The 12,179-nt window shown below is 42.6% G+C and carries 9 protein-coding genes; 6 read left to right on the forward strand and 3 right to left on the reverse strand.

The genetic code is table 11. The features are described from left to right. Both CWD90_RS22335 and pepE read right to left on the reverse strand, forming a co-directional pair. Window positions 1-3,776, reverse strand: a 3,776-nt coding sequence (locus CWD90_RS22335) for a beta strand repeat-containing protein (RefSeq protein WP_157941307.1), incomplete at its 3' end; no start/stop codon positions are given. Between the two features lie 235 nt (window positions 3,777-4,011). Then, window positions 4,012-4,704 carry a dipeptidase PepE gene (pepE, locus tag CWD90_RS22345; protein WP_103478276.1) on the reverse strand — a complete coding sequence of 231 codons (693 nt, stop codon included), beginning with the start codon at window positions 4,702-4,704 and terminating at the stop codon, window positions 4,012-4,014. Window positions 4,705-4,902: 198 nt separating this feature from the next. On the opposite strand from pepE, the gene CWD90_RS22350 reads away from it, so the two are divergent. From CWD90_RS22350 to CWD90_RS22375, 6 genes are all read left to right on the forward strand, one after another. Further along, complete coding sequence (locus CWD90_RS22350) at window positions 4,903-5,664, forward strand: carboxypeptidase-like regulatory domain-containing protein (RefSeq protein ID WP_103478277.1); 762 nt, start codon at window positions 4,903-4,905, stop codon at window positions 5,662-5,664. 447 nt (window positions 5,665-6,111) lie between these two features. Continuing rightward, window positions 6,112-6,894, forward strand: coding sequence for a carboxypeptidase-like regulatory domain-containing protein (locus CWD90_RS22355; RefSeq protein WP_239986593.1), 783 nt, complete (start codon window positions 6,112-6,114; stop codon window positions 6,892-6,894). A gap of 839 nt (window positions 6,895-7,733) precedes the next feature. Continuing rightward, window positions 7,734-8,240, forward strand: a complete 507-nt coding sequence (locus tag CWD90_RS22360; protein ID WP_103478282.1) for a DUF6702 family protein — start codon at window positions 7,734-7,736, stop codon at window positions 8,238-8,240. 61 nt (window positions 8,241-8,301) lie between these two features. Beyond that, window positions 8,302-10,611: a M1 family metallopeptidase gene (locus tag CWD90_RS22365; protein WP_103478283.1), complete on the forward strand. Its 2,310-nt coding sequence runs from the start codon at window positions 8,302-8,304 to the stop codon at window positions 10,609-10,611. Between the two features lie 296 nt (window positions 10,612-10,907). Beyond that, window positions 10,908-11,189: a Sec-independent protein translocase subunit TatA/TatB gene (locus CWD90_RS22370; protein WP_103478278.1), complete on the forward strand. Its 282-nt coding sequence runs from the start codon at window positions 10,908-10,910 to the stop codon at window positions 11,187-11,189. 1 nt (window position 11,190) lies between these two features. Continuing rightward, entirely contained in the window at window positions 11,191-11,745 is a 555-nt protein-coding gene (locus tag CWD90_RS22375; protein ID WP_103478279.1) for a phosphatase PAP2 family protein, read from the forward strand. A gap of 8 nt (window positions 11,746-11,753) precedes the next feature. Here CWD90_RS22375 and CWD90_RS22380 read toward each other — a convergent pair whose 3' ends face one another. Next, on the reverse strand, window positions 11,754-12,086 hold the full coding sequence (locus tag CWD90_RS22380) for a hypothetical protein (RefSeq protein WP_103478280.1): 333 nt from the start codon (window positions 12,084-12,086) through the stop codon (window positions 11,754-11,756). Window positions 12,087-12,179 lie beyond the last annotated feature (93 nt).

The following is a 12,179-nucleotide window of genomic DNA, read 5'->3' on the forward strand; positions in this document are numbered from 1 at the left end:
CCTGCCCCTGCGGAGTAAGTAGTATCGTCATCTGTGTCATCGGCAAATCCAGCCGGTACGTTCACAAAAGTAGTCCAATCAGGAGTTATGGACGAACCATCGAATGCGAAAGTGGTTCCAGTAAGTGTCAGCCCTGCCCCAGCGGAGTAGGTAGTATCGTCATCTGTATCATCGGCAAATCCAGCCGGTACGTTGATCAGAGTGGTCCAATCAGGAGTTATGGATGAACCATCGAATGCAAAAGTCGTTCCGGTTAGAGTCAGCCCTGCCCCTGCGGAGTAAGTAGTATCGTCATCTGTGTCATCGGCAAATCCAGCCGGTACGTTCACAAAAGTAGTCCAATCAGGAGTTATGGACGAACCATCGAATGCGAAAGTGGTTCCAGTAAGCGTGAGTCCTGCCCCAGCGGAGTAGGTCGTATTGTCATCAATGTCGTCAGCGAACCCTAAAGGCACATTGATCAGAGTAGTCCAATCGGGAGTGATTGTGGTGTTGTCCACGGCGAACACCGTACCGGTTAAAGATAGTCCTGCTCCAGCGGAGTAGGTAGTATTGTCATCAATGTCGTCAGCGAAACCTACGGGTACATTGGTCAATGTTGTCCAATTTGGAGTGATTGTGGTGTTGTCCACGGCGAACATCGTACCGGTTAGAGAAAGTCCTGCCCCTGCCGTATAGGTAGTGTTGTCATCGATATCGTCTGCGAAACCTACGGGTACATTGGTCAATGTTGTCCAATTTGGAGTGATTGTGGTATTGTCTACAGCGAACACCGTACCGGTTAGAGAAAGTCCTGCCCCTGCCGTATAGGTAGTGTTGTCATCGATATCGTCTGCGAAACCTACGGGTACATTGGTCAGAGTAGTCCAATCGGGAGTGATTGTGGTGTTGTCCACGGCGAACACCGTACCGGTTAGAGATAGTCCTGCTCCAGCTGAGTAGGTGGTATTGTCATCAATGTCATCTGCGAAACCTACGGGTACATTGGTCAGAGTAGTCCAATCGGGAGTGATTGTGGTATTGTCTACAGCGAACACCGTACCGGTTAGAGAAAGTCCTGTCCCTGCGGTATAGGTAGTATTGTCATCAATGTTGTCTGCGAACCCTACAGGTACATTGGTCAGAGTAGTCCAATCGGGGGTGATTGTGGCATTGTCTACAGCGAACACCGTACCGGTTAGAGATAGTCCTGCTCCAGCTGAGTAGGTGGTATTGTCATCAATGTCGTCTGCGAAACCTACTGGAACATTGGTCAGAGTAGTCCAATCGGGGGTGATTGTGGTGTTGTCCACGGCGAACACTGTACCGGTTAGAGATAGTCCTGCTCCAGCTGAGTAGGTGGTATTGTCATCGATGTCGTCTGCGAACCCTACGGGTACGTTGGTCAAAGTTGACCAGTCGGGAGTGATTGTGGTATTGTCCACAGCGAACACCGTACCAGTTAGAGATAGTCCTGCTCCAGCGGAGTAGGTAGTATTGTCATCGATATCGTCGGCGAAGCCTACTGGTACATTGGTCAAAGTAGTCCAGTCGGGAGTAAAACTAGCTAGTTCAGCATCTGTGGCAAATTCTGTATCAAGATCTACCTGATTGCCCAGCGTTGCTGGATTGGTCACTGTTAAAACGCTTCCTGTTAATTGTAAATCTTGCAATTCATCTGTTGGATTACCACCAGCTGCAACCACAATACCATCTACTTCATCCTTTAGTTGCTGAATGGCTCCCTGAACATTGGGAGAAGTTATAGAAATATAGGATGTGAAATTCACGTCCGTTGCATCGGGATTGCCTGCAGCACCAGTTAATACATAGGGATTGCCACTTGTTCCAATTCCAGTTACCCCAATTGTTGAATTAACGGCATCAATAATGGTTTCAGAACCAGTAGCTGCTTGACTTAATACATAGGCCATGGTAGCTGCATCCTGTGCGGCTGTAGGTTCCGATAAATTGTTTATTTGGTTGTTTCCAGCGCTCGTTCCATTTCCCAAGACACTTGCTAAATCTTGATTTCCACCTACAGCACCAATGGCCGCATCAATACCGGCTAAGTGTGCTTCAACATTGGCAGCACCTACCGCATAATTAGTTGGTGTTGCTGCTACAGGAACAGCTGTGGCGTTTTGTGCATCCGTATTATCTAGAAATGGAGTAAGGTTAATTGGTGTGCCTCCATCTTCTAATGTAAGAAGATTACCTGCTTCCAGTGTCAATTGTTGTTCGTCCGTATCGGTACCACCATTATCAGTAATCCAAGTATAGCCCCCAGATCCATCGGTGGAAAGAACCTGTCCTGCGGTTCCGCCAGTTGGGAGTTCTATTTCGTTCAAAGGGTCAGGATCTAAATCATTATAATAAGCTCCGCCATCCGACCCAGCCGAAATAGAATTTGGGGTATTTGCACTTACTATAGTCTGGGCAGAACCGCCCACCTGAGCGTCAACATACGCCTGTGTCGCAGCATCCTGTGGTGCTGTCGGGTCCGCTAAATTGTTTATTTGGTTGTTTCCTGCGCTTGTTCCAAAACCTAAAACACTTGCTAAATCCTGGTTGCCTCCCACTGCAGAAATTGGCTGCCAGGACACTACCCCAAGTGTGTTTGTTGTCATGATCTGATTAGCGGCTCCTGGCTGAATTTTAATAGGGGTTACATTGGCGTTCAATATAATTGCCGATGTAACCGAACTATTGGAAAGATGGGGGGTGCCTACCGCAAAAGGGGCTATTTTCGAGGAAGTGATTGCATTATCTGCAATAGTAACTGCACCGGTATTAAGAATGGTAGCATCCCCTCCCATAGTAACTCCACTGGCTACATTGCCCGCACTGCCTACAAAAATGTTACCATCTGCTAAAGTGCTGGCCGCTCCTGCCAATAGGTCTACATAGGTTTTTACCGCATTTTGAGTGGGGTAAAGGGTGGTTGAATTGCCTAGGGCCGTATCATCGGATTTATTGGCCACATCTTCCTTGGTGCCAAGAGCCGTATTAATAGCCGTAATATCATTGCTGTTCTGAGCGATATTGTTAGTATTTACCGTAATGCTGTTGGTGTTGGCAAGAATATCTCCAATGACGGTGTCGGCCACTTTAATGGGGTTTGCTGAGGTACCCGCGCCAGTTATAGTGGTCTGGTCGGCCTGTGTGGCACCCAATTCATTTTTGTTGAGCCATACCACAGTGCCCGCCGCATTGGTGGTCAATATCTGGTCAAAGGCACCGGGCTGCATGTCGCTCGGCTGAATAGTACCATCTATAATTTCCAAGGTGCCTACAGCAGCTTCCTGAATTTCGGTTTTTCCTACGGTATTGTCCTGCAATTCGGAAGAACCTACCGAGTTGGGGGCCAATTGCCTTTCTCCAATGGTGGCCGTAGCAATATCGGCACCGAAAATAGTTTCGTTAACAATATTCATCCCCGTGATCTGCCCCACCTTTACGTCATAATTGTTGCCGCCGTTAGGGGTTATTACCACCGTACCATCGTCCGAAGTAAAAGTGATGGAACCTGCCACGGCATCACAGATGTCCTTCCATTCCGTACCCGTATAATAATGGATACACTGTATGTCCGTATTGTACACCAAGGCCCCTGCGGAGGGCACAATAGCGTTCATTTGGGCCGAGTTTACGCGGGTAATTACCAATACCCTGGAACTGCTTTCCAATTCCAATACCGAACTGGGGTCTATGTTCTGTGGGTTATCCCCGATCTTTATCTGTGCCTGCACCGACATTCCCAAAAGCAGGCATAAAAAGAAGTATATGTATTTCATTTTCAAATTTTTTAGTTTTTCTCCTAGGGTTTAAATAACTCGGTTCAAAGTTCAAAATAGAAGGTTCAAGGTTTAGGGCAATGGCATGTTGCCGATCACCTAAATCCATAATCCCTTCCAAACAGGGTACTTGTGCTTTGGAACACGGGGCTAACAAAAATAAAATTATCACCCGATATACACCGTTTAATCGGGTAAAATACATGAGTACTAGTTGAACTGAAATCGTTTACCGTTAAAAAGGAATATTTCTACTTTCGTAGGGTTTTTTCCCCGCCTCAAAAATACGTGCCGTACCCTTTCCCTTAAGGGTCTTGTGGCCACCGTCTACCATGATGTAGTTACCTTCACGAAGGCCGATCACCGGAGTGCTATTAAAGATATGAAATTCGCGGATCCTTGTCTCCCTGGTTTCCCCTTTATGTTTGCTATTGGGATCCGGATCTAAATAATGGGGATTAAGGTTAAAATTCACCACTCCCAAGGTGTCGAAACTGGGCGGATATACAACGGGCATATCATTGGTGGTCTTCATGCTGGGCCCGGCAATATTACTGCCCGCACTAGTGCCCATATAGGGGGTGCCTTCCGTTATTTTTTGCTTTAAAACCCGCATAAGGTCTAGCTGATGCAATTGTTGCACCAACAGGAAAGTGTTTCCGCCACCAGTAAAAAAAGCTTCGGCACCTTCAATTCCTTCCAAGGGGTCTTTGAAGGTGTGAAGTCCTACCACCGTTTTGTTTATTTTGGAAAATGCCGTTTGTACCAATTGGGTATAGGCGTCATGTGAAATGCCTCCGGGACGGGCATAAGGGATAAAGGTAATGGTGGATTTATCGGCAAAAAAAGTTTGCAATTCTTCCATTAAATATTCCAGATAGGCTTCCCCAAATAGGGTAGAGGTACTGGCCAATAATATTTTTTGCATCTGTTTCTAGTTTTATGCTCCAACCCGTGGGAAAGCCGAGAAAGAATACAAATTAACAAAAGTTTAAAGGTGTATGCCTTTTTTTTGATCTCAACTTACATTTTCTTTATGCCCAATTGCGATAAAAAGGAGTTTTAAGTTTATTTCTTTAAGAAAATAGGATATTTGATGCTTAATTTATCTAATTTTAAATAAAAAATGCAAAATAGAATTCTCCTTTTTCTTTTACTTTTTAGCGTAACATTTTCATATTCCCAAGATGATGACAGACAATATTTAAGGGGGCAAGTGCTTTATAGAAATGTGAACGTTCCCAACGAAAATGTTATTAATATTACCACTGAAAGAGCAACGATTACCAATGAAAATGGGGAGTTTGGGATTATGGTCAAGGAAGGTGACGAAATAGTGTTCACGGCCATAAATTACCAGTTGATGGTGGTTAAGATTACCCAAGAAATCCTTGACAAAAACAGATTGGTGGTAGAGGTAAATGAAAAGGTGACCGAGCTGGATGAGGTGGTGGTAACGCCCGAAAATCAAGAGAAATTTCTTCAGGCCCAAAACAAGGAGTTCTTGGCCAAAGAATATGATTATGAAACGGACCGGTTGACGGAGGTGGAAAATATTGCGATGTCCAACGCCGATAAGGGTATGAAGGACGGACTTAATTTTGTGAATATTTTTAAGGCTTTAATGCTGGCGGCCAAAGGGAATGATACGGATGTAGAGCGAGAACCTTTGAAGGTAAGTGAGGTATTAAGACAAGTGTATGATGATGAGTTTTTTGTGTTAGATCTTAAACTGCCACAGGACAAAATAGACGATTTCTTAATGTACTGTGATACACAGTTGCCAGAAAGGTCATTGTTGCAAAAGCGCAATGAATTTCAACTGATCGATTTCTTGGTTACCCATAGCAAGACCTATTTGGAGCAAATGGAGGAAGGTAAAAAGTAAAAAGTTGGCAGTTGGCAGTGAACAGTCAGTAGTCAGTGAACAGTTTTCAGTAAACAGTTTGCAGTGAACAGTTTGCAGTGAACAGTGGGCAGTGGCTTCGGCTACGCTCAGCCACCGAATGAAGATAACGGAGATTGAGCGGAGTCGAAATCGAAGTGGGTTGGGAGTGGTCGAGAACTCATGAAAGGGAGTGAAAAGTGAACAGTAATCAGTTGACAGTGTTCAGTGGGCAGTGGCTTCGGCTACGCTCAGCCACCGAATGAAGAGAACGGAGATTGAGCGGAGTCGAAATCGAAGTTGGTTGGGAGTAGTGAGTTGAATGTTCAAAGTTTAAGGTCTAGAAGCTCATATGCCCTGAGTATCAAGTCCCAAATAAGTACAATAGTGGCCAGAGTAGAGCAATAATCTTCAATAACGTAAAGTGTAGTGCGTAATATTCCAATACATTTGGTTTGCATCTTATTTGGTGTATTTGCCCAAGACCTAACGGCTCAGGATTTTTCCAAAACTTTGGAAGGAAAAGTCTATAGTGAGGATGGGGATGTAGCAGCGACACATGTGCTGAATACCACCACAAAAAAAGCTTCGATTACAGATATAAACGGATTTTTCTCCATTGCCGTTCGCCTCAACGACACCTTAGTTTTTTCGGCCGTACAATATAAACGCAAGGAAATTGTGGTGAATACCAGTATGCTGGAGAGTAAATTTTTATCCATTCCCTTAGAGGAATCAAATATTGCCTTGGACGAAGTCATTGTTATGCCCTATAATTTAACAGGAGAACTGGGTAGGGACATGCGGAATATGGACGTAGAACCTGTTATTTCAGCTTCAAGTTTGGGACTGCCCAATGCCCATGTTAGGCCCTTAATGCAAAGTGAAAGGCTGCTGAAGGAAGCTTCTATGGGCCCTTTCACTGTAGGCATGCTCACCACTATCCCTTTCAATCCTCTGATCAATGCCATTTCTGGCCGCACCAAAATGTTGAAGAAACGAGTGGCAAGAGATATTAAGTATAATAAATCACAGCAGTTGAGAACTGAATTCGCCGATAGTTTGTTTGTGTTGCAACTCAAAATTCCGCTGGAAAAAATAGACGACTTTTTGTATTACTGCGAGGTCGATGTTAATTTTAATGCTGTAGTAGATAGTCAAGACCTATTTGCTGCCTGGGATTTTGTAAAGCAAAAAAGCCTGATGTATAGGAAGAATAACGAGATGGAGTGAAGGTCAGTGAACAATTAGCAATAAACAATAAACAATAAACAGTGAACAGAAATCAGTGGTCAGTAATCAGTGAACAGCGTGCAGTGGCTTCGACTACGCTCAGCCACCGAATGAAGAGAATGGAGATTGAGCGGAGTCGAAATCGAAGTTGGTTGGGAGTGTTCGAGAACTCATGAAAGGGAGTGAACAGTGTGCAGTGGCTTCGACTATGCTCAGCCACCGAATGAAGAGTATGGAGATTGAGCCTGCCTGCCGGCGGAGTCGAAATCGAAGTTGGTTGGGAGTGTTCGAGAACTCATGAAAGGGAGTGAACAGTGTGCAGTGGCTTCGACTACGCTCAGCCACCGAATGAAGAGAATGGAGATTGAGCCTGCCTGCCGGCGGAGTCGAAATCGAAGTGGGTTGAAATATTTCTTACAAGTCATTTCGAACGATAGTGAGAAATCACACAAGTGGCTAGGACCAAATATGTGCGACTTCTCTCCCGATAATTATCGGGACGCCCTATAAAAAGGGCTCATGTCGAAGTGACTGTTTTGTCCATACGAGCTTCAGTTCGAGTGAAATGCCTGTGGGCATTTTGTATCGAGAACTTGTTATATGTAAAACGCTTACTTCTCAAACCAATTTTATTTCGTTTCACTCCATAAAATAACTCGAAGTGACGAGCATTCGACATTGAAAATTGGATATAGACATTGTTTATTGTTAATTGTTCACTGTAAGATTGCACATCCCTGACATAGGTTGCCCACTTTATAATGGAAAACTAAAATTTTGACTCAAAGGGCAGAATAAAATGGCACAATGATTGCTTCATAATGGGTGATAAAAACAATATGAAATTAAATAAAAAACTCCTATTAATACTGTTGTTGCCACTGCTGGCATTCACGGTAGCGCATAAATTTTATTTAAGTGTAACCAGTATTGAATACTCCGATAAAGACAGGGCCATACAGATCACTACAAGGATTTTTATCGATGATGTGGATAAACTGCTATTGGAACGCTATGACATCAAGGGTAATTTGGCGACTATGGACGAGTCTTCCCAAGCCAATGAATACATAGAGAAATATTTAAAGACCAAGTTCGCCATTGAGGTCAACGGGAATAACGTGGCCTATAATTTTTTAGGTAAGAAATATGAAAATGATATTATGATCTGTTACCTGGAAGTCCCGAACATTGATATCAACACCACTACGTCCATTGCCGTGCAAAACGAAGTTTTAATGGATATTTTTGAAGAACAGAAAAATGTCGTCCATTTTAAATTTAAGGGTCAGAAAAAGAGTTTTGTGCTTATACGCGAGAATAATAAAGGAATGTTAAATCTTTGATAATTAATAACATTCTCTTGGAATAATGTTAAATTTCCGCGCTAAAAAATTAATTCAAAATATGAGAAGAATGAAACATGTTTTTGCTTCGCTATTGTTCCTTTTTGCCGCCTTAGCGGTTGCTCAGGACGAAGTAAAGGAAGAAAGGGAACCAGGACACCTTAATCAAAACAAATTTAAGCAACTTTATGAGGAATTTGCTACACCAAATACGTATAGGTCAGCTTCTGGGGCTCCGGGCCCCGATTATTATCAGCAACAGGCAGATTATAAGATGGATATTGAGCTTGATGATAAAAACACCAAAATTTACGGTTCCGAAACCATAACCTATACCAATAACTCACCCGATGATTTAACTTTTTTATGGTTGCAACTAGATCAGAACGTTCGCTCCAAAAGCTCTAAATCGCCTTTACGCGATGGTGAAGGTGTGCCTGTGGCCGAACCTGTATCTAGCTTTGCCACCAAATATATGACCCCGCCTTTCGATGGTGGGTTCAATATAGAATATGTAAGGGATAACAATGGAAAGGCCTTGCCATACACCATTAACCAGACCATGATGCGGATCGATCTTCCCGAAGTTTTAAAAAGTAAGGGGCAGGTTTCTTTCTCTATAAAATGGTGGTACAATATTCCAGATCATACCGTAAATAGGGCACGTTCAGGATATGAGTATTTTCCAGAGGACGGCAATAGGGCTTATGTTATAGCTCAATTTTTCCCTAGAATGGCCGTCTATAGTGATATAGAAGGATGGCAGAACCATCAGTTTTGGGGTAGTGGAGAATTTGCTCTTCCCTTTGGTAATTACGAGGTTAATATTACAGTTCCGGCAGATCATATTTTGGATGGCACCGGAGAGCTTCAGAATATGAAAGAGGTATTTTCCAAGGAAATGATTAAACGATATGATAGGGCAAAAAAATCGTATGACAAGCCTGTAATCATAGTGAGTCAGGCCGAAGCTGAAGTAGCCGAGAAAGGGTTTTCAGAAAATAAGAAAACATGGAAGCTTAAGGCAGAAAATGTTAGGGATTTTGGTTTTGCAACTTCCCGTAAGTTTATTTATGATATGCAGGCCGTAAAAGTTGGCAACAGGGATGTTATGGCGATTTCTATGTATCCCAAGGAAGGAAATCCGTTATGGGAGGAATATTCTACCAAGGCGGTAGCGCATACTTTGCGTTCCTATTCCGCTCATACTTTTGATTATCCTTATCCCAAAGCCATATCGGTCCATGCCAAAAACCAGGGAATGGAATATCCTATGATCTGTTGGAATTATGGAAGGCCCAATGAGGATGGCACCTATTCGGATAGGGTAAAATACGGAATGATTTCTGTCATAATCCACGAGGTGGGACATAACTTTTTCCCTATGATCGTTAATTCGGACGAACGCCAATGGGGTTGGATGGATGAAGGTTTGGATACTTTTATGCAGTATATGGCCGAACAGGAATTTGGGGTGGCTTATCCCGAGGCTATAGTTCCAAATAGTAAATATCCGTCGGGTAGAGGGGAACCAACCAAGATAATACCTTATATGTCCGGCGATCAAAGTACCATAGCGCCCATTATGTCCAATCCGGAGAATGTGCACCAATTAGGAAACAATGCCTATGGAAAACCAGCAACTGCCCTAAATATTCTTAGGGAAACAGTAATGGGGAGGGAATTGTTCGACCATGCATTTAAGACCTATGCACAACGATGGATGTTTAAACATCCGTCTCCCGAGGATTTCTTTAGGACTATGGAAGATGCCTCTGCTGTGGATCTGGATTGGTATTGGAGAAGTTGGTTCTATACTACAGATTACGTGGATATAGGCGTAAAAGAAGTTAAAAAATATTATGTTTCCGATAAGCCTACCAAACAAATGTTGGCGTTAATGGCGGAAAGGAATATAAAGGAATCAGATTTACCACCATTGGTCTATTTGGCCGAAGAGGAAAGTGAAGATTACGAACCCAACCTAAAAGGAAAGGCACCTTCGGAAAACTCAAAAAACTTAAAGGAATTTATGATGGACAATATGTCGGCAGCAGAACGCAATGCCGTTGTAGAGCCAAAATATTTCTATGAGGTTACCTTTAACAAACCAGGAGGAATTCCTATGCCCTTGATCGTTGAATATAGCTATGCAGATGGTTCTACTGAAAATGTCACCTATCCACCGGAGATTTGGAGGAAGAATGACAAGGAAGTAAAACGGGTGGTTGCCACAGCTAAGGAGTTGGTAGGAATTGTGGTTGATCCAAAAGCCGAAACAGCGGATATTGATACCACTAATAACTCATGGCCAAAGAAGGAAGTTAAATCCGACTTTCAAAATTTTAAAGAGAATATAAAAGGGAAATAAGCATTTTTCAAATTTGAATTATCCCATTTTTTAACTAGCGTCATTATGGATACTAGTGCATAAATTTAAATGAAGCCCTGAAACCACATAGCCTAAAGGCCAAACGTGTTTCGGGGCTTTTTTTATTCTTCCTCCAAATGAGGTATTATCTCATGAGAGTTTATGTTTGTTCGGGAATTACTGAATATAAATGTGCTAAATGCTATACTAACCCCTAATATTACTGGGTTCTTCTGCCCAAAAAAAAGTTAACCTATTTTTTATGCAGCTGTCAAACTTCTCATTATATTTGTCATATGTTAAGTACGATAATTTTATTTATTAGCGGTGGCGAAATCTTTTTTATCATGTTTATCGTGGTAATGGTTTTTGGGGCCGATAAAATTCCTGGAATAGCCAAGGGATTGGGTAAGGGCATGCGACAACTAAAGGATGCCACAGAGGATATAAAGAAAGAGATTCAGAAAAGTGCGGAGAAGCAAGGTATAGATACTAGTTTTACCGAGGATATAAAGAACGAGATCCATAAAGTTAAGAAGAACGTTGACGAGGTAACTGGCGTAGTCAAAAGAAAGTAAAATGCTGGACCAACTTTTAAAGTGGGACCGTGATACCTTTATTTATTTGAACAGTTTGGGCATCGAAGATTACGATGTCTTTTGGTCTACAGTAACCAATTTCACTACTTGGATTCCCTTATTTATTTTATTTATAGTGCTTATTTTTAGGTTTTATCCTAAAAACGAAGCTTTTTGGGTGTTGGGAACTGTGCTGCTCACCGTGTCAATAGTTGCTGCATTTACAGGGATTACCAAAGAATGGGTGGCGCGACTTCGTCCCAATAACACCGAAGAAATTAACACTTTGATCCGTATTCTCAAAAGTCCCGATGGATACAGTTTTTTTTCTGGGCATTCCTCCAGTTCATTTAGCATTACTACCAGTGTGTTTCTATTTCTTAGGCACCATTTTAAATGGAGTTGGCTCTTTTTTATTTGGCCTGTATTATTCGCCACAAGCCGTATTTATGTAGGCGTACATTATCCTTTGGATTTGTTTGTAGGTGCAGCAGTAGGCCTTCTTTTTGCCTTTCTATTTTATAGGTTGTACCGTAAGAAGGGTATGGCAAGCTAAGGTCCATATTAATTTATAATCGATTTAGTAGTTCCTAATTGGAAGTTGGATTCTGTTGAAGTAACTAATACGGTTATTTCGGGACCTAACATTTTTACAAAATGTACAAATTGGGATGACCTTGAAATAATTATGTTGTCTAGAGAAAACTCCATTTGGGCGCAACGGCTAATGGCTCCCCTTTTGGAACGAAGAGGGGAATGAATTTCCACGCTATCATCGGGGGAAGAAAGGGGAGATTGAAATTCCGAGCCGTAAATCGATTCCTTATCTATTGTACCTGCCTGAAGACCTGGGCTTTCAAACCCTTCCGTCTCCTCCGCAGCTAGCGGAGGATCCACCTTCCCTTATCCAAGGGAAGGAGCCCTTGCTGTGGTTATTACTTGCCATTTTTGACTACTGGCTTATCTCTTTTGCCTTATGTCTTTCGGCTA

Source organism: Arenibacter catalasegens (assembly GCF_002909235.1).
In the GTDB taxonomy this organism is placed as follows: Bacteria; Bacteroidota; Bacteroidia; order Flavobacteriales; family Flavobacteriaceae; genus Arenibacter; species Arenibacter catalasegens.

Coding starts and splice junctions, on each gene's coding strand:
- CWD90_RS22350 (WP_103478277.1), top strand. CDS start 4,903: ATGCAAAATAGAATTCTCCTTTTTCTTTTACTTTTTAGCGTAACATTT.
- CWD90_RS22375 (WP_103478279.1), top strand. CDS start 11,191: ATGCTGGACCAACTTTTAAAGTGGGACCGTGATACCTTTATTTATTTG.
- pepE (WP_103478276.1), bottom strand. CDS start 4,704: ATGCAAAAAATATTATTGGCCAGTACCTCTACCCTATTTGGGGAAGCC.
- CWD90_RS22370 (WP_103478278.1), top strand. CDS start 10,908: ATGTTAAGTACGATAATTTTATTTATTAGCGGTGGCGAAATCTTTTTT.
- CWD90_RS22365 (WP_103478283.1), top strand. CDS start 8,302: ATGAGAAGAATGAAACATGTTTTTGCTTCGCTATTGTTCCTTTTTGCC.
- CWD90_RS22360 (WP_103478282.1), top strand. CDS start 7,734: ATGAAATTAAATAAAAAACTCCTATTAATACTGTTGTTGCCACTGCTG.